This is a genomic window from Sedimentitalea sp. XS_ASV28, from assembly GCF_041224545.1.
GTDB lineage: Bacteria > Pseudomonadota > Alphaproteobacteria > Rhodobacterales > Rhodobacteraceae > Sedimentitalea.
The window spans coordinates 26,158-48,910 of sequence record NZ_JBGFGP010000173.1 but is presented as its reverse complement, the minus strand read 5'-3'; the positions used below and the strand labels follow the sequence as shown (position 1 = coordinate 48,910).

Here is a 22,753-nt window from a genome sequence, read left to right as displayed (position 1 = left end):
GTCATGCGTGCTGCCGGTCAGCCTGTCGGCCTCACGGGTGCCGCGGATCTCGGGTGTCGGGGCCGGCGTGGGCAGGTGTATCCGGTCAGGAGTCGACAGCCCGGCGGGCCAGATATCCTGGATGGTCAGGGGCTTGCCGGTCTGGCTGCGAATGTCGATCAGGGTCTCGCCAAACCGCAGGAGCAGGCCGCTATCGCTGGAGATCGGGACAAGCTGGTCCAGGCTGCGCAGCATCGGAAAACGGGTCAGGTCCAACTGGTCGATGCCGGGCTGAAAATCGGTGATGACCAGTCTGTTCGTGGTCGGATGCAGCACGAAGATATCGGCCCCGGCATCACCGGTCAGAATGCCGCCGCTGGCATTGGATACGAGAATGTCGTCCCCCGCCTGCCCCCGCAACGTGGTCCGCCCGGTACCGGCCAGAAGCAGGTCCTGGCCCTCGGTCCCCCAAAGCGGAATGTCGTCGTCTTCGCCCGCGCCGGCCTTGATCACCGTGCCGAGCGCCCCCAGGGGCAGCGTGAATTGCGCCAGCCCGCCCTGTGTGCCGGAACTGACAAAGACCTGGAGTTCGTCGCCGATGCGGGTGGCGGTGATCCCGGTGATATTCTCCAGCCCCAGCCCGGTCTCATGCACCACGGTCTGCATATGCACGAGATGCCCGTCCGGCAGCAGGTAGAACAGGCTGATCCCGTCATCCGACCCGCCCGCCAGGACAAAGACATGGCCATCCGCCTCGATCACCTCAAGCGCGGTAACGCCGTCAAAGCGGGTGGCGCGGGTGTCGAGGATGTGGTCGGTGGGGATCAGTGTACCATTCTCGGCCAGCCGCATCACGCTGAGGGATTTACTGCCTGCGGCGGCCAGGATGATCCACGTCTTGTCATGGGCAGTGACGGTTTCGAGCGCCGTGGGCAGGGAAATTCCCAGCCCCTCCTCGGTTCCGCAATTGTCCCGTTCGATCAGACGGCCGGTATCGTCATCGATCCGGTAGCTGCGCACACCGGATGTGCTGTTGTCGGCGGCGAGCAGGTATCGGACGCCTCCGGCTTCGGCCTGTGTCAGCATCACGGGATTGCGCGTGTCCAGCGCGGCGACCGGTGCCGAAAATCCGATTTCCCGCTCCAGCCCGCCATACCCGACCGACAGCCAGCCGATCAGGACACCGGTATCGCTGTTCACGGTATATAGCGCCGTGCGCCCCCCCGTCAGGTTGACGGTCGTCAGCGCGTCATGGTTCTGGGTCGTATCGCCAGGCAGGTCGATCTTGCCCGCCTTGTAGAGTGCGCCCGCGTCGGTAAACCGATAGCGGATCAGCTTGCCCGCACCTGTGCCAGACAGGATCAGTTGGGCCTGGCCGTCGACCTTGACCGCATCAAAGGCACCGATGCCCATACCCCAGACCGAGAAATACGCGCTGTCCACAAAGCGGGCCAATGCCCCGCTTGCCGACAGGGACCAGACGCTGATGCCGCCGTTCTGACCGGTGGTGGCAAACAGCAGGTTGCTGTCACCGGTCGTGAAGATATCGATATCGCGCAGGTCTTCATCAAGAAGACTGTCGCCGGTTGCAATCCGACCCACCAGTTGCAGTGTCATCCGCTCTCACCACCTCATAACCCACGCCGAGATTGTCTGGACGGGGTGTCGGGAGGCGGGGCGCAATTGCGGCCAAACCGCGGAAATTGGTTAGAATGCGGTGTAAACAGGCTATGAACCGACCGCCCGCCGGGTTAGCGCCGGTTTGGGATTTGCTGCCGCAGGGTGCGCAGGTTCCGTTCCAGCACAGGAGACCCGGATGCCGGATTCCTCACCCATCCTCGCCCTGCCCTTTCTGTTGCCCGGCCAGGCGCAGAAGCATGTGACCCATAACGAGGCTCTGCGCCGGCTGGACATCGTCGTGCAGCTGAGCGTCACGGAGTTTGACGCGGTGACCCCGCCGGCGGCCCCCGAAGATGGCGAAATATATGCCCTGGGGGCGACCCCGGTTGCTGCCTGGGCGGGACAGGCCCATGCCCTGACGGCCTGGCTGGACGGGGCCTGGCATTTCATCACGCCGCAGGAAGGCTGGCGCGCATGGGGGCGCACAGAAGCGCAGCTGCGTGTCTGGACCGGCGCGGCCTGGGTCTTGCCGCAGGCGGAAACGGAAAATCTGGCCGGGATCGGGGTCGGTACCACGTCGGATGCCACCAACCGGCTGGCGGTTTCTGCCGATGCGGCGTTGCTCACGCATGATGGCGCCGATCACCGGCTGAAGATCAACAAGGCGGGGGCGGGCGATACCGCCTCGGTTTTGTTCCAGTCGAACTGGACCGGACATGCCGAGATGGGTCTTGCCGGCGAAACGGATTTCTCAATCAAGGTGTCAGGCGATGGGACCGGCTGGATCGAGGCGCTGCGGTTCGACGGGATTTCAGGCAAGGCAGGCGGTGCCGCCGTGCAAGCCACTGCCGAGGATACGGCGGTTGGGGCGTTGTTGACGGTGGGTGCGTTTGGACTGGGCGGCACACTGATCCCGACAACGGATTTCGACACGCTCGCCGCAAGCGGTTTCTATTTCAATCCGGGAGCCGGGGCCGATGGTGCCCCGGACGGTGCCGGCGGCTGGCACGTGATCCACCTGCAGCATGCCCGCGCCGCCCGCAGCCAGATCGCCTTCCGCCCCGGCAAGGTCCGGTTTCGCCGCTATGTGGGTGGCGATTGGGATGAGTGGTCCACGGTTTTCTCCCAGGGCGAACTTCTGGGACCAGTGAGTGAAACCGGCGGAACACCAACCGGTGCGGTGATCGAGCGTGGCAGCAATGGACATGGCGATTACGTCCGCTGGGCGGATGGAACCCAGATCTGTACCAATAGCAATGCCCCGATCACCACGGCCCCCGCGGACTTCGCGGGAACGGTCACCAGGATCGATGGCGACAAACTATGGATCGGCAGGTGGTTCTGACCGGGAACCGTGGCAGGGGGCGCTGCCCCCGCCGCCCTGCGGGCGTCTCCCCCGGAGTATTTTCACAAAGATGAAGATCCGGGGTCTGCACTTTCATCTTTGGTCAAATACTCCGGGGAGTTTGAGGGGCAGCGCCCCTCATGGCCCTGGGTACCGGTTCAATCCCGGGAATAGACGTCTTCGTAGCGGATGATGTCATCTTCGCCCAGATAGGTTCCGGTCTGAACTTCGATCAGCACCATGGGGACCTTGCCGGGGTTCTCCATCCGGTGCACGGCACCGAGCGGGATGTAGACCGACTGGTTTTCGGTGACCAGTTTCACGTCATCATCCACTGTGACCCGGGCGGTGCCTTCCACCACGATCCAATGTTCCGAGCGGTGGTGATGCGATTGCAGGGACAACGCAGCGCCGGGATGCACGACGATGCGCTTGACCTGAAAGCGATCACCGATCACCAGGCTTTCGAACCAGCCCCAGGGGCGGTGATCCTTGGGGAAGCTCTCTGCCTGTTTGGCCTGTTTGGCCTTGAGCGCGGCAACCGCCTGTTTCACATCCTGTGCACGGGATGTATCGGCCACGAGAACGGCATCAGGCATCGCCACCGCGATGATGTTCTTCAGTCCGATACCAACCACTTCCAGCGCATCGTCCTCGCTGCGCAGCAGGGTATCGTCGCAATCCAGCGCCGTCGCGGGGCCGGACAGCGCCACTCCGCGCGCATCCGGACCGGTTTCGCGCCAGACCGCGTCCCAGCCGCCCAGATCCGACCAGCCAGCGGCAAAAGGTACCACCGACAGGTTGTCGGCATGTTCCATCACGGCGTAGTCGATCGATATGTCCTTCGCTTCCGCCCAGGCTTCGGGAGCCAGCCGCAGGAATCCCAGGTCGGGTTTGCCCTGTTCAACCGCGGCCTGCACCGGGGCGACCAGATCGGGGGCATGAGTGCGGAAGGCCTTGAGAATGGCGGCAACCGAGAACAGGAAAATCCCGGCGTTCCACAGGTAGTTGCCCGCCGCCAGCATCTCTTGCGCGCGCCCGGCATCGGGTTTTTCGACGAAGCAGGACAAGGCCAGTGGCCGGGCCGAGAAATCGCCCGGATCCTCGGTGAGTTCGAGATAGCCATAGCCGGTTTCCGCGTGGGTCGGCTTGATCCCGAAGGTGACCAGCTGCCCGTCCCTGGCAGCGCCGGTCCCGGCCTCTACGGCTGCGCGAAAGGCCTCGGCGTCGGGCACGACGTGATCGCTGGGGGCCACCAGCATCAGCGCTTCGGGGTCGGTTTTTTCCAGCCACAGCGCCGCGGCCAGAACCGCCGGTGCGGTGTTGCGCCCTTCGGGTTCGATCAGGATCGCCGCCGGATCAATACCGGCCCCGGTCAATTGCTCGGTCACGATAAACCGGAAATCGGCATTGGTCAGCACCATCGGCGCCGCGAAACCCGGCCCCGACAGGCGGGTCGCGCTGGCCTGGAACAGGGTGGAGTCGCCGATCAGGGAGGCAAATTGTTTTGGGTAGCTTTTGCGCGAAAGCGGCCACAACCGGGTGCCGGAGCCCCCACAGAGCAGAACGGGTGTGATCATCGGGACGTGTAACTCCTGAACTCTCTCGGCGTATCCTGTGCATATCTGCCTAATATGACGCCCGGTTCAAGCAGGTATTTCAGGCGGGCGCTCTGCGCCGTGCTGGCCTGTTCGATGGGCGCTCCCACAAGAAAGGCACATGCCAAAGACCCGGAGAAACCCCTCGTCCCGACTTCGTCACACCGTGACCCCGCTCCCCGCGCAGCATCTGCCAAGCCTATTTCGGCAAGGACATGACGTTCAAATCCGTGCACATGGTCAGGGATCGCGGGATCGAGGATGCCAATTGCATCAAGGACCACGATTTCGGCCTGTGGAATGACAAGCCCGACCGCGCGGTGACGCCCGGGGTGCAATACCTGATCCAGTACCGGCACCCGCTGGAAAGCGTGCAATCCTGTTTCGAATTCCGGGTGCATCACGGACGGAACCAGGACAGCGTCGAAAGCTGGACCGAGTTCCTGCCCTACGGGTTGGCCTAATGGAAAGCTTTCGTGGGCAAATGGTGCCTGGACGCCAAACGGTTGAAGGGCGTCCGCACGGTCAAACGCGCGCGCGACATCCGCGATTTCGATGACCCGCTCTACCAGATCAAGGATGATCTTGCAGAAACCTACCTCGCGCCGCTGGGTCTGACCCGATTGAAAGAAGCGGCCTGACCCGCTCCGCAACGCCCGGCTTTGAAAGACTGACTCAGAGGGCTATTTCGCGCGCAGTTCGTCCGCGGGCCGGGACAGGAACCAGTCATAGGTGTCGGAGATCCCCTGTTCGAGGGGGATCGAGGCGCGCCAGCCCAGGCGGTCCAGGCGGCTGACATCCATCAGCTTGCGCGGCGCGCCGTCGGGCTTGGAGCTGTCAAAGACCAGCTTTCCGGTAAAGCCGGTGACGCGGGCCACGGTTTCCGCCAGTTCGCGGATGGTGACATCGGTGCCCGAACCGACATTGATATGGCTCAGCATCGGCTGAGTTTCGCGTTGATAGGTGGCGTCGTCCAGGTCCATCACGAAGAGGCTGGCCGCCGCCATGTCATCCACATGCAGGAATTCGCGCATCGGCGTGCCCGAACCCCAGATCACCACCTCGTCGGCCCCCTCGGCCACCGCCTTGTGAAACCGCAGGATCAGGGCCGGCAGAACATGCGAGTTTTCCGGGTGGAAATTGTCGCCGGGACCATAGAGGTTGGTGGGCATCACGCTGCGGTAATCGGTGCCGTATTGCCGGTTGTAGCTTTCACACAGCTTGATGCCGGCGATCTTGGCGATCGCATAGGGTTCGTTGGTGGGTTCGAGCGTGCCGGTCAGGAGCGCGTCCTCGGCCATCGGCTGATCCGCCAGCTTGGGGTAGATGCAGGAACTGCCCAGTTGCAGCAGTTTCGTGACCCCGGCGGCCCGGGCCTGGTGGATCACGTTGCATTCGATCATCAGGTTTTCATAGATGAACTGTGCCGGATAGCTGTTATTGGCGACGATCCCGCCCACCCTGGCGGCGGCGAGGATCACCCGGTCGGGGCGCTCGGCCTGCATGAAACCGGCGACCTGTGCCTGGTCGGTCAGGTCCAGGTCGGCGCTGGTGCGGGTGATCAGCTCGATGTCTTCGCCGGCCGCGCGACGGGCTTCGAGCCGGCGGCAGATGGCTCCGCCGACCATTCCACGATGTCCTGCAACATATATCTTCATGGGGCGTTTTCCTTCCGGGATATGGCCGCTGCCTACACTGGATCGGGCCGCGCTTGCAACGCCCTGAACCGGCCTGTCCGGAACCTGTCAAAAACGTCTTGGCGGCGCGGTAAGGCTCCAGTAGAAGGCGCTCATGAGCACCACACCCACCCCCGCATTCGAGACCGAAAATGCCCGCCTCGCCGCATTGGCCGGGCATGACGCGGTCGATCTTGCCGCCCCGCACCAGGAACTGGGTCCGCATGTTTGGTTGTCCAGCCAGCCCGAGTCCGGTGCACGGCTGGGATTTGCCCCGACCGAGGGCGGGTTCCTGCTACGGATGGAAACCGCCGGGCAATCGCCCTGGGTCTCGCTCTCTTTTTCGCTGGACCTGGATGCGGTGAAAAGCGGGCGTTACGTGGGGCTGATCCTGCAGGTGGTGTCCGATGGCCTGTTCGCCTTCCGCCCCTGCCTGCGCCTGCTCAAGGAGGAAGGCTATCGCGACGTGTTCGCGGATCAGCACATGGCATCCTCGGGCGGTGCGCATCTGTTGCAGGGTCATATCGCGATCCCGCAGGAGCAGATCGCGGAGAGCCGGGGGGCCGAACTGCACCTGTTCTTTTCCGGCGACAGTTTCGAGGCCCGGATCGAGCGGATGGAAGCGGTCCTGATGCGCTGAGCGGCGTCAGGCCCGGTTCTTCTTTCGCGCGTCCCGCCTGCCATCCCGCCGCCAGAGGGCTGCGGCAAAGGCGGCCATCTCGTCCAGATCCGCAGAGGTCAGTTCCTCTTTCGTGGCCACCGTTCGGGTTTTGGGGGTGAACAGCTGCGCGCGGTCGGGAAAGAACGTCTGTCGCACCCATTCATTTGAATCGGCAAAGGCGGCGTCATAGGCGGCCACGGCTTCGGCATTGGGACGGAACGGTGCGCCGCTGTTGAAATGTGTCTCGAACATCGTCTTGATATTGCCGCGCAGCGGGTTGGTGGTGCCATCGGGCAGGATCACCGGGATATCCGTGTTCAGCCGGCGCAGCAGTTCCAGGCCCAGCCGGTCGAGCGATTCATTGGCCCGCTCGGGGCGCGCGTAGTCAAGTTCGGGCAAGTCCGCTGCGGCGATGAAATCGCTCAGCAGGTCGCCATGCAGGAAATCGTCCTTCTGAAACAGCCGCAGCCTCAGAGCATCGGGAGAGAAGTTTTCCTGCCAGCGCCGGATCGTGGCCCTGTGGTCGGCGATGTTGGTCCAGAGCGGCGGCAGCGGCAGTGGCAGTTGCGCCAGTGTGGAGCCGGATTTCACGGCCGAGGAATAGAGTGAGACGAGCGTGTCCAGAGGGTCGCGGATATAGAGGATGATATGGATGTCGGAGAAGTGTTCCCGCAGGTATCGGGCAAGGGCGCGGATCCCTTCGGGGTTCTGCAGGCGGCTTTGCAGGTGTTCGGATGACATGACCACGTGTGAACAGGGTTGCGCCGCGATTTCGGCGCTCAGGTCCGTCCGCCACTGACGTTTGGCGGCGAGGCGTTTCTCCCGGTCCTGCAGGTTCAGGCGGCGAAAGAAATCGTCCACGACATCATCGTCCAGGAACATCGCCGCCAGCCGCCGCTGGTTGCTGACACCCGCCGATGTCGGAACACAAACCCCGTTGGCCTGCAGCAGGTCGCGGTTCTGCTGGAGAAACCGCTGGATCGTGGTGGTTCCGGATTTCGGCGTGCCGATATGAAGGGACAGTTTCATGTGATGCGAGCCCCGTTGGTGTCCGTGGAAGAGTGGGGGTCGACCGGCCGGGTCAGCAGATAGTGCAGCAGCGCCTCGCAGGTCGGGGCGGACAGGCGCGGCAGGGCGAGGGCCAGATCGTGCAGGAAATCCGGGCCGAATTTCCCGTTACGGGCAACGCGCCCGGCTTCCGGGCGTTCATAGGTGATGCCAAAGCGCGATTGCAGGAACCGCATGTCATCCGCGACCGCATCCCAGGTGCGGATCTGATCGTCCAGCGACAGCAGGTCGCCCTTGCTGCCACGCAGGGCAAACAGCGTGTCGCGATCCTGCGGGGTCAGGTCGATCCGGGTCTGGCAATCCTGCAACCGGCCATGCCCTGCCCCGCTTCCGGGCAGGTAGAGCGAGGACAGGAACTGGGTGACCTCGTCGGAAATCCCCTCGTTGCTCAGCTGATGCTCGATACCGTCATCCGCAAGCCCGATACGGCCCAGGAAATCCCCGATCAGCCCGCCCGGCGCCTTGCAGGCGGTTTCGAAACACCGGAACTCCACCGCGTCCTCGCCAAAGGCCGTGGTCCAGGCCTCGTAAATGCGCCGATAGCGTCCGGCGGCGTTGCGGATGTGCAGCTCGCGGCTGTCCTCCAGCCGCATGCCGTTGCCCTTGACGTTTTCCTGCATGGCGCTCGAGACAAAGGCCGCCGGGTTGCGGGTATAGAGCAGCACCCGGTAGGCGGTGTTCACCCCGACCGATCCGGTCAGCGCATCCAGACGGCTGCGGACCTGTGTCACTTCCGGCGCCTGCAGGGTACAGGCATCCTCGCCCGAGAGCAGGACGGTCGGGCCGCCGAAACGCGACAGCGCGCGCCCCAGCCGGTCCATCTGCTCGCTGGCCCGTTCCGCGATGGCCGCCGCGTCCAGCCCCTGGCGACGATTGGCATGGTAATGTTCGGCCCGTTCGGAAAAGGCGTTGATGAAGAACTGTGAATGGTTGGGCGGCAGGAACCCCGGATAGAGCACACCCCGATCCCGCAACACGTCCTGATTGTGCTTCAGTGTCGCCTGGATGCTGCTGGTCCCGGTCTTGTGCAGACCGATATGCAGGATGATGGTTTTGTCGGGGCCCTGTTTTTCTGACATTTTATGCCTTTTCGCTATGTCGCCCGCCCTGCCCGCACGGAGCCGGCAGGATTGCGCGCCTTGTCATCATGCCTCTTTAGGCGGCAATCGGAGACGGCACAATCAAGCCGGCCCGGCAAAACGGTGGGAATCCGCAAAATCTCGGATGCGGGGCTTTCTTTCACGCCGGGCAAATCGTAAACGCAGGCTGTCGCCTTTCGGAGAGGCGGGATGTGTTCAAAGGGTGTGTTTGACGATGACCTGGTCAGAGTCCGTGGTGACAGTAGTCACGTCACTGAACCCTTTTTCCCGCATCGACGCGCAGTTACGCTGTTTCGCGGCCTGGAAAGCGCTTGGTGTCGATGTCTTCACCGTCAATGTCGATGACGAGGCCGAGCGGCTGATCAACCTCGGATTGACCGAATCGGACATCCTGCGCCTGCCTGTGGAAGAGACCGGGCAGGCGATTCACGGCAAGCCGATGCCGCAGATCCGCGCCACCATGCGCCGTCTGCAGGGCCTGCCCGGAACCGGGCCCGTCGCGGTGGTGAATTCCGATCTTTTCCCGGCCATGCGCAGCGCCGCCGGGCTGGGGCACTGGCTGGATCATGTCCCGGCCGTGGCGCTGACCCGCGAAGACTGCACCGCCGTCGAAACCGTGCGTTTCGGAGACCGGTCGCCCTATCGCGGGGGGCTGGACGCCTTCGTGTTCTCGCGCGCGTCGCTGGCCCGGGTGCTGAGCCGGACCGATGACTGCGTCAGCGCCGGGCGCATGTGTTTCGGGATCATCGGCTGGGATTACGTGATGGGGGCGCTCATCCTGTCGGTCGGCGGCGGCTTTGCCGATAGCGGGCTGCTGCTGCATGAGCGCCACCCGACCACCTACAGCAGCATGGACGAGTTTGCCCATTACCTGCCCGACATGCGCCGGCTGGCCGGGGTCGAGAGCACGGACCCGACCGAAGCCGCCGCGATCTTTCAGCGGGTGATCGAACGGGAATGCGACCGCACCGCGCCAGAGGCCGCCCGGGCGCAGATGATGTTCCTGGCCCCACCCCGCCCTGCCATGTTGCCCGATGCCGGGGCGATGGCGCTGGCCGACCGGCTGTTGCGGCTGTGCCCGGTCCAGAGCTGGGTCACCCGGCTCGGTACGATTGCGCATCTGGCTGCCGAGGCGCGGGCCGCCGGGGTCTGCGATCCGGGCCGGGCGCGGGCGCTGTTCGAGGTCAACCCGGATCCGCATCACCGGTTCAGCCAGCGCCTTCTGGCCATCCTCTTCTGCCTTGAATGCCGGGACCTGTCCGCAGCCGGCCCGCTCGCCGTCCACACCCGCTATCCCGAGGGCAACCTGCACGGCGCGGCGATCCGCCACCTGCGCGATTTGCACGGGGACAACCCCGGGGTGCTGCGGCTCGAGATCGCTTCGGTCTTCGGAACCGAGCTGGTGGAGCACGGCATTTTCAATCCCCGTATCTTCAACTATCTGGTGCAAGGCTGCGAATGCGATGACGAGCGTTTGCTGCTGCGCGAAATCCTGTCCCATGTTCAAGGGGTCCGTCATGCTGCCTGAACCGATCCGCGCCGACTCCGTCCTGCCCTGGGAGGACGGGCTGGCCATCGACCGCGCCGAGGACGATCTGCCCGGCGTCTCGATCGTGATCCCGATCTACAATTCCGCCGCCTTCCTGGAAAAGACCCTGCGCAGCCTGATGTGCCAGGATCTGAACGGGGTCGAACTGATCTTGATGGATGGCGGCAGCACCGATGACACGCCCCGGATCGTCGACCATTACCGCGATATCCTTGCGGTGGTGGTGATGGAACAGGACAAGGGCCAGTCGGACGCGATCAACAAGGGCTATGAGCGGGCGTCGCAGCCGATCCTCTACTGGCTCAACGGCGATGACATCATCCTGCCCAACACGCTGGTGGCGGTGCGCCGGGCGTTTCGCGACAATCCGGGAACCGAGGTGGTGGTGGGCGATGCCTATATGACCGAAAAGGATTTCAGCCCGATCCACCATTTCCGCTTCTCGCCGGAAAAGCTCGCCTTTTCCTACCTGCTGGATTACGCCGCCCATCACCTGATCCAGCCCAGCGTGTTCTTTACCCGCGCGGCCTGGGACGCGGCCGGCCCGGTCAGGCTCGATCATCATTACGCGATGGATGCGGATCTGTTCCTGGGCATGGCCTCGAAATACACATTCCTGCACCTGCCGCGCGACATCGCCTATTCGGTCTATCACGAAGACTGCAAGACCCGCGACAAGCGCGCGGAATCGATTACCGAACTGGCGCTGGTACAGGCCCGCCACGGCGGTATGGCCGAGGCCCGCAGGACGCTGGATATCCTGGTCGGCCTGTTCAACGAGGCCGAGGCCGCCAGCGTCCCGGCCCCAACCCCGGCCCCGCCCCCTCCGGCATCTCCGCCGCCCTGCGACAACGTGCTGGAGGCCCAGCTCGCGGCGCTGCGCGAAACGGTCGAGAAAAACCAGGCCCTGCTGCTGGATCTGGATATCGAGGCGGTCTGATGCGCGACACGGTCTCCATTGCCGGTCGCGCGACCCGGATCGCGATCCTTTCCAGCGCCGGCGCGGGCGGCGGGGGCATTGCCGCCCACAGGCTGGCGCGGGCGCTGGATGCACAGGGCGGGCTGAGCGTGGATTTCCTGACGGCGCAGGAGCTTGGCGGATTCCTTCCCGAAGAGGTGGCGCCATTCGGCAGCAAGAGCAACCGGCAGATCACCGACACCCATTTCACCGTGGAATATCCGGGCTATCGCCGCGACTGGCTGATCCGGCTGCTTTCGGGATATGACATCGTGAACGTGCACTGGGCCTCGTATCTGCTGGGGCTTGCAGAGCTGGAAACCCTCGCGGCGCGCGGCACGCGGATGCTGTTCATGCTGCATGACTACCATTACTTCACCGGCGGTTGCCATTACCCGGCGGGTTGCAGCGGGATGACACGCGGATGCCTGGGCTGTCCGCAGGTGGAGTCCAGCCTGTGCGACGCGCGCTTCATCCCGGTCAACCTGCGCGTGAAACGGGCGATCTTTTCCCATGACAACGTGCACCTGGCCGCACCCAGCCGGTTCCTGCGCGACGAGGCCGTGGCCAGCGGCATCGTCCCGGGCGAGCGGGCGCATGTGCTGCGCAACGCCTATGCACCGCTGGACACCGGGGCCGGCCGCCCGGATGACGATATCATCCGTATCCTGCTGATCGCGGATTCGCTGGCCGAACGGCGCAAGGGCATGCCGCTGGCGCTGGACAGTCTCGCGGCGCTGCGGGCGCGGCTGCCCGCCGGGCGCCGGGTGCAGATCGACGTGGTCGGCCAGGCCGATCCGACACTGGTCGACCGGCTGAATGCCAGCGGCCTGACCCATGTCCTGCACGGGCGCATCAACGATCATTCACGGCTGGTCGGCATCTTTGCCGCCAGCGACATCGTGCTCAGCTGTTCCTATGAAGACAACTGGCCCAACATCCTGGTCGAGGCCGGGGCCTATGGCTGTGTACCGGTGGTCGGACCGGGTCATGGCTGTGCCGAGTTTTCCGAAACCTACGGCATGGGCGGCATTGCCCGCGCCTATACGCCCGACGCCTTTGCCGAAACCCTGCAGGCCACGATCGCCGCGCTGCCCGCCCCCCCCGGTGCCATGTCCCGGATACGCCAGGACCACCGCGCCGACCAGGTCGCCGCACAATTCCTGCGGATCGCGGCGGCGATCCCGCAGGTGCAGACCGTACAGCAAGAAAGTCACGCCTGATGCCAAGCCCCGATGAAATCCGTGCCAAGCTTCTGGAAAAGAACATGCACAACCTGGTCTGCCAACCCAGAAGCAAGCTGGTGATCGAGGGCTATCCGCGCAGCGCCAACACGTTTTCCGTCGACATGATCAACGTGATCTGCGACGCCGCCGGGCGCAAACGCCCGCCCATGGGGCACCACACCCATTCGGTGCGGAACCTGCGGCTGGGTGCGCTCCAGAAAATCCCGCTCGTCGTGCTGATCCGGGATCCCGCCGCGGCCATCCTGTCCTTCAAGATCTTCTCGGGGCGTCCGGTCCCGTTCTGCCTGAAACGCTACGTGACCTTCTATTCCCGGACCCTGCAGTTGAACACGCCCTTCATCCTCGGGGAATTCGAGGAAACAGTGAATGATTTCAACGCGCTCCTGACCCGGCTCAACGCGGTTCTGGACGAGCCGCTGCCGCTCTCCGAAGACCTTGCACGCGACAGCGCGCGGGCGCAGGAACTGGCGCGGACCCGGGCAGCACGCCGCCACGGCGACAAGGCCACGGAACGCGTCGGGGTCCCGAACGAAAAGCGCGAGGCGCTGAAACAGCAGCAGCGCGCCGAAGTCGAAGAGGCGCTGGCACAGAATCCCGAACCGATGCGGCTCTACAGGGAAATCCTCGCACGCGGTCGCTGAACCGGGAGATACGTCAGGGCTGCGGCACCGGTGCGGCATCGGGCGCCGGATCATATCCCAGCCGGTCGCAGAGCGCGATATAGCGTTGCGAACTGCGCGCCGCCTCGGCGACGTCCTGCGGCACCGGGCGGCGCGGACGGCTCCTGAGACCGTGCCCGCCGCGCCCGCTGTCACCGGTCAGGGGCATCAGGGCAACCAGCTCCGGCTGCACCCCGGCAAACGGCACATCCAGCAGGTCGCAGATGTGGCGCAGATGCGGTTCGGGCGCGGCCAGGAAATCCTCGTAGCGCACGATCCCGACACCCTCATGAGCGTCAAGGAACGCAAGATGACGGCGGGCATATTCATCCAGCGTATCCGGGGTGAAATGCAGCCAGTCATTGTTGGCCAGCGACAGGTAGGCATCCAGCGGATGGCGCACCGTCACCACCGATCGCACCGGATAGCGCCGCATCAGCAGGCCCCGCAGGGTCGGGCGCTCATAGGGCGCATCCTTGTGGCAGAACTGCGAATGGGCGTGATCGCGCAGGATCAACCGGCGGCCCCGGCTCCGGCAATCGGACAGAAGCGGCTCCAGCGCGGCCAGGAACACGTCACCGATCACCTGTTCGGAAATGCCGCGCGGACTGTAGCGCAAATGCCGGATCAGGTCGGTTGGCGCAAAGCGCGGCGGGGAACCGTCGATATGATGCAGGCTCAGCGGGTCGATCTCGCTCAGCAGGACGGTATTGGGCTGGACCGCGAGATACCGGGCCATGAGCGTGCCGCCGGTACAGGCGAAATGATGCAGGCAGCGCACCGGTTCCGCCTCGGCCTCGCTCGCCTCTTCGGCCAGGGTGCGGCATTGCTGGATCAGGCTGGGCAGGGGATCGGCAAGGCGCGGGGTCAGCGCCTTCTGATGGTCGTGATCGTCCAGGAGCGCGCGGGCTTCCTCGATCCGGGCGAGCAGCGCCGCGGGGTCGGCGGGGGCGCTCATGCGTCGCCCTTTTTCGCTGCCGCGCCCCGTTCCAGGCGTGGGCTCCCGGGCGCCGCTTCGATCTGTTGCAGGTGCTCGGACACGTCGCCCAGCTGCAGGGCCAGTTGCCCCAGCAAGGCATCCTGCCGCTCCTTGGTCGCGCTCAATGCCGCGTGCCGATCCTGCAAATCCTTCAGATCCGCCGCCGCCATCGCCTGCATCCGCAGCGCCATGCCCAGGTCGGCGCGGGCGGTTTCCGCCGCCGCGCGCTGCACGTCCCGATCCTTGGCAAGGGCCTCTACACGCGACTGCAGCGTTGTGATCTCGGTCAGTTGGGCCTTGAGCCCGGCATGGGCCGTGCGGGTCTCTTCCAGCTCCGCCTCGGCCCTGGCGCGGGCCTCCTGTGCCGCCCTCAGCTTTTCCCCGGCGGTTTCGGCCTCGCTTTGCAGCCGCGCCGCTTGCTCGCGGGCCGCCTCCAGCTCTGCCTCCAGACGATCGCGTTGGGTGTTCACGGTCCGGGCGCGGTCCTGCACATTGGCAAGATCGGCTCGTATCGCGGCGGCCCCGGCTTCCGCGGCCTGGCGCGCCGCCTCGCTTTCCTGCAACCGGGCCAGCAATCCGGCACGTTCGGTTTCCAGCGCGCTCTTTGCCGCTTCGGCCGCATCCCGCGCCCGGCTCAGCTCTGCCAGCGCCGGGTCCCGCTCGAATTTCAGGCAGGGCCAGTCCGGATCCGCGTCATCCTCGCGCGCCAGCAGCCGATACCCCTGCGCCCGAAGGGTCGCGATCACCGAAGCCGCATCACTGCCCGGCCCGTGGAACGGCTCGGCCCCCACGGTCAGCCACAACGCCCCGATCCGGTCCAGCGCCCCGTCAGCCAGCAGCTGGTTCAACAGCAAGGGCACCACCCCGGGAGCCGCGCAACGCAATGTATAACCATCCTCGCGGATCCGGGCCTGCCCGAGCAGGTCGGCCACCGACAGGGTCTGGACCTGCGCGGTTTTCACCTGTTTCAGCCCCGGCATCAGTTCGAACAGCGGCGCCGGCACGTCCAGCCCCGAGAGATCCGCGAAATTGCAGATATGAAACGTCGCATTGCCGGTCTCGGCGGCCACCGCGGCAGGGATCAGCCGCACCCGGCGACCCATGCCGCGCACCTGCCCGCGAATGACCGGGACATGGTCCGGGCTGGGTTCCACCAGCACCACGCGGGCCTCGGGGTCGATATCGGGATCCGGCCCGCAGCCGATATACAGGATGTCCGGGGCGCTCATGTCGGTTTGGCCACGGCCAGCCGCGCCCGGCGCAGCGGCGCGGTCACCCGCCACGAGGTCGAGGCCATCAGCGCATCCACCTCTTCGCGGCTGCGGTCGAGCCGGGTCGTCAATGCCCGCTGTCCTTCCAGCAGGGCGGCAATCTGTTCCGCCTGTTCGCGCAACATCGTCGACAGGCGCAGTTCTTCCAGTTCGGCGGCCCGGCGGACGCGGTCAAGATCGCTGTCTGCCTCCTTGCGCAAGGCCAGCCCGTCGCGATATTCCCGCTCCAGCGCCTGCTGCACGGTGACCAGCTGTTGCTGCAACAACGCAACCTCTTCGTGAAACAGCGCCTCTGCGGCAGTCGCCTTTTCCGCCGCCTGCCCGAGCTTTGCAGCCAGCGCCTTTGCCTCGTGCTGCGCCCTGGCCTTGTCCTGCTGGGCAGATTTGGCCTCGGCCTCGGCCCTGGCCAGCTGTTTCGCGTGATCGGACCGGCTGTCCAGCGCCGCCGCCTGTTCCCGCAAGATCCCGTAAACCGCGGTGAGTTCCGGCATGCTGCCCTGCCGGGCCAGCCGCGGGGACATGCCGGCAACCTCGAGCTCATCCGCCAGCCGGCGCAGCGGGTCCAGCCCATGCGCCGCCTGCGCGGCCAGCAGGGCCAGCGGCTCCGCATCCGCCGCATGATCGACGACCGGGGCCGGTCCCATGTCGCGTCCCAGCCAGCGGCCAAGGCTTTCGGCCAGCATCTCGGGCGCGGCGGCAAAGGCATCGGCATCGACCAGGTAGAGACTGCGGCGCGCCTTGCGCCAGCGGGCCAGGATCTGGCGGGCGTAACCGCGCCAGTCGGCGATGATCTCTTCAAACGGCGCGCCGGCGCGCAGACCGCGCAGAACCCGCGTATCCGGTGCGTCATAGATCAGCACATACCTGTCCGCCGGCGGCGGATCATCGGGATCCCCGGCCAGCTGCCAATCGCCTTCACCGGGCAGAACCGCTTCGAACCAGGGCCGCCACCCTGCCTCGTCCAGCCCGGACAGGTTCAGGATTACAAGCGTCATGTCATGGCCCCCCGACTTCGATTCCGATCCCGCATGTCTCCGTATCCGGCCCGGTCAGCTTTCCACCGAATGCGCCACCTGATAGCCGTGGCTGCGCAACAGGGCGGTCCGCCGGGCGGCTTCCAGATCCCGGGCCACCATTTCGGCGCACATCTGCTGCGCGGTGATCTCGGGCACCCAGCCCAGCCGCGCCTTGGCCCTGGACGGATCGCCCAGCAGGGTTTCCACCTCGGCCGGACGGAAATAACGCGGATCGATACGCATGATCACATCGCCCGGCGCCAGGGCCGCCGCACTGTCGCCCTCGATCGCCTCGACAATCGCCACCTCGTCGACCCCTTCGCCCTCGAAGCGCAGGGTGATCCCCAGTTCGGCCGCCGACCAGGTGATGAATTCGCGCACGCTGTACTGTACGCCGGTGGCGATGACGAAATCCTCGGCCACGTCCTGTTGCAGCATCATCCACTGCATGCGGACATAATCCCTGGCATGGCCCCAGTCGCGCAGGGCGTCGATATTGCCCATGTAGAGACAGGGCTCCAGCCCCTGTGCGATATTGGCCAGGCCACGGGTGATCTTGCGGGTCACGAAGGTCTCGCCGCGGCGCGGGCTCTCGTGGTTGAACAGGATGCCGTTGCAGGCATACATACCGTAGGCCTCGCGGTAATTGACCGTGATCCAGTAGGAATAGAGCTTTGCCACCGCATAGGGAGAGCGCGGGTAGAAGGGCGTGGTCTCCTTTTGCGGGGTCTCCTGCACCAGCCCGTAGAGTTCCGAGGTCGAGGCCTGGTAGAACCGGGTCTTTTTCTCGAGCCCCAGGAAGCGGATCGCTTCGAGCAGGCGCAGGGTGCCGATGGCATCGACATCGGCGGTGTATTCCGGCGCTTCAAAGCTGACCGCCACGTGGGATTGCGCGCCAAGATTGTAAACCTCGTCGGGCTGCACCTGCTGGATGATCCGGGTCAGGTTCGAGGTGTCCGACAGGTCGCCGTAATGCAGCTGGAACCGGGCGTGATCCACGTGGGGATCCTCGTAGATATGATCCACCCGGTCGGTGTTGAACAACGAGGCCCGACGCTTGATGCCGTGGACCTCATATCCCTTTTCCAGAAGAAATTCCGCCAGATAGGAACCGTCCTGCCCGGTCACCCCGGTAATCAATGCTGTCTTGGTCATGTTGAATGCTCACCTCGCGATTGTGTTCTGCGATAATATGGTTTGCCCCCTGTCACAAGAGGGGCGCCCCCCGTGCCGGTTCCGGTGACGGTTCGGGGGGACGGTCATCGGGCACGATATCCCGCGGGCTCTCCAGCAGGGCGGCGAATTCGTCCAGCAATTCGGCCTTCAGCCGCCGGCGTTCGCGCACCCATGCCCCGGCATCGGCAAACAGCGCCGCAAGCTGCATCTGGGCTGCGTGAAAGGCCGCGATGAACGCCGCATCGGCAAAGGGCCCGCGCAGCCGGGCCGCCGCCTCCGCGGGCGTCAGCCCGTGCAGGTTCAGCCAGGATGCGCCGGGCAGGCCCAGCCGGTGCACCCCATGCGCCGGCCCCGCATAGCCAAGCGGCCGCGCGCCACAGGCAAAGGCATCAAACAGCTTTTCGGTCAGGTAATCCGGCTGGTGGGTGTTCTCGATCGCCGCCAGCGTGCCGGTCGCCCCGTCCAGCCGCATCAGCTTGTCAAAATGCCAGTCGGCGAGCTCGAACCGGCTGGCCCCGCCCTGCCAGCTCCTGCCCAGCCGCTGCACGGTTTCACCGGTGCAGCTTTCGGCCAGCCGGGTCCGCCAGGCGCAGAGGCCGACAATATCGCCCTCCGGCCATGCCACGTCATGCTGCGCGCCGGGGCGGCGTTCGAACATGAAGGTCAGACCGGCCTCGTGCTCTGCGAAATGCGCGCGCCAATATCCCGCGCCACGGCGGGCATTGCGCGCGAACCGCCACCGATAGGCATTGGCAAAGCGATTGTTGGTCAACAGGTAATAGGGCAGCTCGCGGAACCGGAAAATCGCACTCGTCGCATGGCTCAGCTGCACCACCGGCAGCGCCCCGAACCCGGTGTTCAGGCAGAGATGCCGCTCCAGCGGCCGACGGGTCCAGATCGTGTCCCAGAACGGCTCTTCCGACAGCAGCACCACCGGCCGGCGGCGCCGCCGCCAGTCCGCCACCACCGCATGGGGCGCCTCGGCAATATCGACACTATGGGCAAAGACATGCAGATCGGCCTGCTCCGGGCGCTCCACCCGCTCGATCTCGCCCCGGAACAGGTCCGCCAGCGCCGGATAGCGCAGGGGCGAGCGATGCGCATGCCGCCCGGTGGTAAAGACCCGGATCACCGTTTGCCGGTCCTGTTCCGGCGAAACAGGTTGCCGATGGTCTGGAACACCAGGTCGAAATCATAGCAGATGCATTGATGCCGCTGGTAGATCAGGTCCAGCCGGGCCTTTGCGGGAATGCAGATGCGCCGGTAAACCGAGTCGGTCTCTTCCGGCGTGGTGCAGCGCGCCAGCAGGGCATCCTCGTGCCGGTGATAAACGATGCTGGCCAGCCCGGTGACGCCGGGGCGCGATTTCAGCACCTCGCGGTAGAGCTCGGGATAGGCCTCGGCATATTGCCGCAAGGGCGGGCGCGGACCGACAAAGCTCAGGTCCCCCCGGATGATGTTCCAGAGCTGTGGCAACTCGTCCAGCCGCCGCGCCCGCAGCCAGGCCCCGGTGGCGGTGATCCGGGCCGCCTTGTTGCCGCCGGAGACACCGGTATCGGATTCGACCGCCGTCATCGTGCGCAGCTTCCACAGCATGAAGGGCCGGTCCACCTCCTTCATCCGCTCGGCCACGTAGAACAGCGGCCGCCCCTCCCGGAGCAGCAACCAGATCAGCAGCACGATCAGCACCGGCCCGAGAATGATCGCCAGCAGGCTGGCAAAGACCAGATCCAGGATACGCTTTTGCCAGGTCATCTTGCGCGTGTCACCCTAATGCCTTCCGCCCCTGATGTCTTCCGACCCTGTGCCAGAGCCTGTTTCCCGCCATTGTTCAACCATTGCCGCCGGCGTGCTCTCGGCGGCCCCGAAACCGGTGAGCCGCACGAGCCTGTCGGTACAGAGCCGGACTTCGGCAATGGCGGTATCGGGTGCGCGGCGCGGCGTCCAGTCCAGATTGGCGGCATCCAGCAGATCGCCCATCCCGATCGCCCCCGGTGCCGCGATGTTCAGAACGCCGGGCAGGTCCGGGGCAACGATCAGATCACGCAACACCCGGGCCAGGGTCTGCACACCGATGTAACTGCGCCGGGGCGTACAGCCATCGGCAAAACGATCGAGCCGGAACCCCGGACGCCAGCCGCCCAGGATGGCATCGACCCCGGCCACGTTTCCGATGCGCAGCGCGCTCACCGCGACATCCCGCGCAGCACCCAGCTCCGCGCCGCGCCGTTCCATGTCGGCCTTGGCGCGGCCGTATTCCGACAGGGGCGCCGGCACATCGTCTTCGCGCAACAGGCCCGGCCTGGCCCCGTAGACCGCCGCGGACGAGGCCAGCAATACCCGCGCGCCCGGTTCTGCTGCGCGCAGGGCGGCCTCGGCCAGGGCGATATTGCCGGCCATCGCCCCGGGCGCCCCTGCCCCCGCCCGGCCCGGCACAACCCCGGCCAGACAGAGAATCGCAGCGCATCCCCCGGCCGCCCGCGCCAGCGCCCCGGGATCCCCCAGGGGGTCCAGAACCACCCAGCCCCCGCCGGATTGCGGCGTCCGGGCCTGCCACGAAATCGTCGGCTCATCCCAGTATTTGCGCAGGATCATGCCGATCCGACCCGTTGCGCCCATTACGAATGTCCTGGGAAACTGCATCTGCCCCCTCGCACAGTTGACCGGTTTTCCTGTAACAGTATTTTGCGGGCCGACAATCACCAGCCCTGAACATTGATGACAGGCCCCTTGCACATGAGCATGCTTTCCAAGATTTTTGTAGCGCTGGCGCTGGTTTCTGCCCTGAGCAGCTGTTCCCGCCTGCCCGGCGGCGCCCCGGCCAGCGAGGAAATCCTGAAAGAAGCAAACCAGGAAACCGCCGGTTTCGCGCTCTACTCGGTGACCCGGGCCTTTCTGCCGACGGTGGCGCAATGGCCCGCCACCGGCAAACAGGAACATCTGGGCTGGCTCTCGGCCAGCCAGGGCGCGCGCAGCCAGATCATCCAGCCCGGAGACTCGCTGAATATCCGCATCTGGGACAGTTCGGACAACTCGCTGCTGACCACGACCGAGCAGAAGGAAATCCAGCTGACCGATGTCGAGGTCGCCAGCAACGGGTCGATCTTCATGCCCTATGTGGGCAATGTCAGCGTCATCGGCCTGACCCCGGACCTGGCGCGCGAGGAATTGCAGACCTCGTTCGAAATGATCGTGCCCTCCGCACAGGTGCAGCTGTCGATGACCGAAGGGCGCAACAATTCGGTCGACCTGGTCTCCGGCGTGCTGCAACCGGGCACCTACCCGATGCCCGACCGCAACTATTCGGTGCTGGGGCTGATCTCGGCGGGGGGCGGCATCAGCTCGAACCTGAACAATCCGCAGATCCGGCTGATGCGCGGCGGGCGCATCTATGGCACTTCGGTCGACAAGCTGCTGAACAATCCCTCGCTGGACACCCTGCTGCGGGGCGGCGACCGGGTGTTCCTGGAAGAGGACGAGCGCTATTTCCTGTCCTTCGGCGCAACCGGCAAGGAGGATCTGCATCTCTTTACCAAGGACGAGGTGTCGGCGATGGACGCGGTGGCGATCATGGGTGGCTTCCAGGACAACAAGGCCGATCCCAAAGGGTTGCTGGTCCTGCGCGAATACCCCGCCTCGGCCTCCCGCGCCGGCGTGCGCGGCCCGCGCCAGAGCCGGGTGGTGTTCAGCCTCGATCTGACCACCGCGGACGGGCTGTTCTCGGCCCGGCGTTTCCAGATCAACCCGGACGACCTGGTCATGGCCACCGAATCCCCGATCAACGACGCGCTGACCGTCTCCAACGTCATCGGCAACTTCTTCGGCGTCTTCAGCGCCGCCGGGAATATCTAAAGCGTTTCGCGATTAGCTTGAAACATCTGATATCACCTAACGCGTTGAAATCTTTGATTTCAGGCAGCGTCAGGTGATTCAGGTTTATCGCGAAATGCTATAGAGGCTGTTGCCGGGGGGCTGTTTACCTCAACAACCCCGCCAGATAGGCGCCATAGGTGTTCTTGGCGAACATCTCGGCCCGTGCGGCCAGGTCCGCGTCGCTGATCCATCCCCGGCCATGGGCGATCTCTTCGGGGCAGCCGGCCTGCAGCCCCTGCCGTTCCTCGAGCGTGCGCACGAAATTGCCCGCGTCCAGCAGGGATGCATGGGTGCCGGTATCGAGCCAGGCATAGCCCCGCCCCATGGTCTCCACCTTGAGCAGCCCGTCCGCCAGGTACATGCCCAGCAGCGAGGTGATCTCAAGCTCGCCCCGCGCCGAGGGGCGCACCTCGCGGGCCCGCGCGGGCGCCGTGCCATCCAGGAAATACAGCCCGGTCACCGCGTAGTTCGATGGCGGCACGGCGGGTTTTTCGATGATCTCCTGCACCGCGCCATCCGGATCGAAGGCCACCACGCCGTACCGTTCGGGATCGGCCACGTGATAGCCGAACACCGTGCCGCCCTGCTCCTGCGCGTCGGCCCGCGCCATCAGGTCCGGCAGGCCGTGGCCAAAGAAGATGTTGTCGCCCAGCACCATGGCACTGGGGGCCCCGGCCAGGAAATCCTCGGCCAGGATATAGGCCTGCGCCAGCCCGTCCGGGCTGGGTTGCGCGACATAGCTCAGCGACACGCCCCACTGGCTGCCATCGCCGAGGGTGCGCTGGAACTGGGCCTGGTCCTGCGGCGTGGTGATGATCGCGATCTCGCGGATCCCCGCCAGCATCAGGGCCGATAGCGGGTAATAGACCATCGGCTTGTCATAGATCGGCAACAGCTGTTTGCTGACCCCCATGGTGATCGGATAGAGCCGCGTCCCCGACCCACCGGCCAGAATGATGCCTTTGCGTGTGCTCATGA

22 protein-coding genes are annotated in these 22,753 nt (G+C 65.3%); 9 read left to right on the top strand and 13 right to left on the bottom strand.

Going from position 1 to position 22,753, the window contains the following annotated elements:
* A partial coding sequence (locus tag AB9K34_RS21785) for a hypothetical protein (RefSeq protein WP_369956707.1) occupies window positions 1–1,596 on the bottom strand: 1,596 nt, incomplete at its 3' end.
* Window positions 1,597–1,795: 199 nt separating this feature from the next.
* Here AB9K34_RS21785 and AB9K34_RS21780 point away from each other — a divergent pair.
* Complete coding sequence (locus AB9K34_RS21780) at window positions 1,796–2,944, top strand: DUF2793 domain-containing protein (RefSeq protein ID WP_369956706.1); 1,149 nt, start codon at window positions 1,796–1,798, stop codon at window positions 2,942–2,944.
* 158 nt (window positions 2,945–3,102) lie between these two features.
* Here the strand turns inward: AB9K34_RS21780 and AB9K34_RS21775 are convergent, their stop codons facing one another.
* Complete coding sequence (locus AB9K34_RS21775) at window positions 3,103–4,524, bottom strand: mannose-1-phosphate guanylyltransferase/mannose-6-phosphate isomerase (RefSeq protein ID WP_369956705.1); 1,422 nt, start codon at window positions 4,522–4,524, stop codon at window positions 3,103–3,105.
* A gap of 233 nt (window positions 4,525–4,757) precedes the next feature.
* On the opposite strand from AB9K34_RS21775, the gene AB9K34_RS21770 reads away from it, so the two are divergent.
* Together AB9K34_RS21770 and AB9K34_RS21765 are read left to right on the top strand one after the other, a co-directional pair.
* The gene (locus AB9K34_RS21770) at window positions 4,758–5,006 is read left to right on the top strand and encodes a hypothetical protein (RefSeq protein ID WP_369956704.1); all 249 of its coding nucleotides are present in this window, start codon (window positions 4,758–4,760) and stop codon (window positions 5,004–5,006) included.
* Window positions 5,007–5,018: 12 nt separating this feature from the next.
* A complete protein-coding gene (locus AB9K34_RS21765) occupies window positions 5,019–5,183 on the top strand; it encodes a hypothetical protein (RefSeq protein ID WP_369956703.1) in 165 nt (54 codons plus the stop codon).
* A gap of 42 nt (window positions 5,184–5,225) precedes the next feature.
* On the opposite strand, the gene AB9K34_RS21760 is transcribed toward AB9K34_RS21765, so the two are convergent.
* Window positions 5,226–6,200 carry a GDP-L-fucose synthase family protein gene (locus tag AB9K34_RS21760; protein WP_369956702.1) on the bottom strand — a complete coding sequence of 325 codons (975 nt, stop codon included), beginning with the start codon at window positions 6,198–6,200 and terminating at the stop codon, window positions 5,226–5,228.
* A 133-nt stretch (window positions 6,201–6,333) separates the two neighbouring features.
* Here AB9K34_RS21760 and AB9K34_RS21755 point away from each other — a divergent pair, with 133 nt between their 5' ends.
* Complete coding sequence (locus tag AB9K34_RS21755; RefSeq protein WP_369956701.1) at window positions 6,334–6,858, top strand: hypothetical protein; 525 nt, start codon at window positions 6,334–6,336, stop codon at window positions 6,856–6,858.
* A 6-nt stretch (window positions 6,859–6,864) separates the two neighbouring features.
* Here AB9K34_RS21755 and AB9K34_RS21750 read toward each other — a convergent pair whose 3' ends face one another.
* Window positions 6,865–7,908, bottom strand: a complete 1,044-nt coding sequence (locus tag AB9K34_RS21750; protein WP_369956700.1) for a sulfotransferase — start codon at window positions 7,906–7,908, stop codon at window positions 6,865–6,867.
* On the bottom strand, window positions 7,905–9,026 hold the full coding sequence (locus AB9K34_RS21745) for a hypothetical protein (protein ID WP_369956699.1): 1,122 nt from the start codon (window positions 9,024–9,026) through the stop codon (window positions 7,905–7,907). The genes AB9K34_RS21750 and AB9K34_RS21745 overlap by 4 nt, the downstream gene beginning before the upstream one ends.
* Before the next feature lie 235 nt (window positions 9,027–9,261).
* On the opposite strand from AB9K34_RS21745, the gene AB9K34_RS21740 reads away from it, so the two are divergent.
* Genes AB9K34_RS21740 through AB9K34_RS21725 form a run of 4 tightly spaced genes read left to right on the top strand, consistent with a single transcriptional unit; the run spans window position 9,262 to window position 13,442 of the window.
* Window positions 9,262–10,575 carry a hypothetical protein gene (locus tag AB9K34_RS21740; protein WP_369956698.1) on the top strand — a complete coding sequence of 438 codons (1,314 nt, stop codon included), beginning with the start codon at window positions 9,262–9,264 and terminating at the stop codon, window positions 10,573–10,575.
* Window positions 10,565–11,536 carry a glycosyltransferase gene (locus AB9K34_RS21735; protein WP_369956697.1) on the top strand — a complete coding sequence of 324 codons (972 nt, stop codon included), beginning with the start codon at window positions 10,565–10,567 and terminating at the stop codon, window positions 11,534–11,536. The genes AB9K34_RS21740 and AB9K34_RS21735 overlap by 11 nt, the downstream gene beginning before the upstream one ends.
* Window positions 11,536–12,777 carry a glycosyltransferase gene (locus AB9K34_RS21730; protein ID WP_369956695.1) on the top strand — a complete coding sequence of 414 codons (1,242 nt, stop codon included), beginning with the start codon at window positions 11,536–11,538 and terminating at the stop codon, window positions 12,775–12,777. The genes AB9K34_RS21735 and AB9K34_RS21730 overlap by 1 nt, the downstream gene beginning before the upstream one ends.
* Window positions 12,777–13,442: a hypothetical protein gene (locus tag AB9K34_RS21725; RefSeq protein ID WP_369956694.1), complete on the top strand. Its 666-nt coding sequence runs from the start codon at window positions 12,777–12,779 to the stop codon at window positions 13,440–13,442. The genes AB9K34_RS21730 and AB9K34_RS21725 overlap by 1 nt, the downstream gene beginning before the upstream one ends.
* Before the next feature lie 13 nt (window positions 13,443–13,455).
* Here the strand turns inward: AB9K34_RS21725 and AB9K34_RS21720 are convergent, their stop codons facing one another.
* The 7 genes from AB9K34_RS21720 to AB9K34_RS21690 are packed head-to-tail and all read right to left on the bottom strand — an operon-like array spanning window position 13,456 to window position 20,521.
* Window positions 13,456–14,418 carry a hypothetical protein gene (locus AB9K34_RS21720; RefSeq protein ID WP_369956693.1) on the bottom strand — a complete coding sequence of 321 codons (963 nt, stop codon included), beginning with the start codon at window positions 14,416–14,418 and terminating at the stop codon, window positions 13,456–13,458.
* Window positions 14,415–15,668, bottom strand: coding sequence for a hypothetical protein (locus AB9K34_RS21715; protein WP_369956692.1), 1,254 nt, complete (start codon window positions 15,666–15,668; stop codon window positions 14,415–14,417). Before AB9K34_RS21715 ends, AB9K34_RS21720 begins: the two co-directional genes overlap by 4 nt.
* On the bottom strand, window positions 15,665–16,705 hold the full coding sequence (locus AB9K34_RS21710) for a hypothetical protein (protein WP_369956691.1): 1,041 nt from the start codon (window positions 16,703–16,705) through the stop codon (window positions 15,665–15,667). Before AB9K34_RS21710 ends, AB9K34_RS21715 begins: the two co-directional genes overlap by 4 nt.
* A 54-nt stretch (window positions 16,706–16,759) precedes the next feature.
* Window positions 16,760–17,881, bottom strand: a complete 1,122-nt coding sequence (gene gmd / locus AB9K34_RS21705) for a GDP-mannose 4,6-dehydratase (RefSeq protein WP_369956690.1) — start codon at window positions 17,879–17,881, stop codon at window positions 16,760–16,762.
* Window positions 17,882–17,933: 52 nt separating this feature from the next.
* Window positions 17,934–19,034: a hypothetical protein gene (locus AB9K34_RS21700; protein WP_369956689.1), complete on the bottom strand. Its 1,101-nt coding sequence runs from the start codon at window positions 19,032–19,034 to the stop codon at window positions 17,934–17,936.
* Window positions 19,031–19,657, bottom strand: a complete 627-nt coding sequence (locus AB9K34_RS21695) for a sugar transferase (protein WP_369956688.1) — start codon at window positions 19,655–19,657, stop codon at window positions 19,031–19,033. The genes AB9K34_RS21700 and AB9K34_RS21695 overlap by 4 nt, the downstream gene beginning before the upstream one ends.
* A 15-nt stretch (window positions 19,658–19,672) precedes the next feature.
* Complete coding sequence (locus tag AB9K34_RS21690) at window positions 19,673–20,521, bottom strand: NAD-dependent epimerase/dehydratase family protein (protein ID WP_369956687.1); 849 nt, start codon at window positions 20,519–20,521, stop codon at window positions 19,673–19,675.
* A 117-nt stretch (window positions 20,522–20,638) separates the two neighbouring features.
* Here AB9K34_RS21690 and AB9K34_RS21685 point away from each other — a divergent pair, with 117 nt between their 5' ends.
* The gene (locus AB9K34_RS21685; RefSeq protein ID WP_369956686.1) at window positions 20,639–21,754 is read left to right on the top strand and encodes a polysaccharide biosynthesis/export family protein; all 1,116 of its coding nucleotides are present in this window, start codon (window positions 20,639–20,641) and stop codon (window positions 21,752–21,754) included.
* Window positions 21,755–21,878: 124 nt separating this feature from the next.
* Here AB9K34_RS21685 and rfbA read toward each other — a convergent pair whose 3' ends face one another.
* Entirely contained in the window at window positions 21,879–22,751 is an 873-nt protein-coding gene (rfbA, locus tag AB9K34_RS21680; RefSeq protein ID WP_369956685.1) for a glucose-1-phosphate thymidylyltransferase RfbA, read from the bottom strand.
* Between the last annotated feature and the right edge of the window lie 2 nt (window positions 22,752–22,753).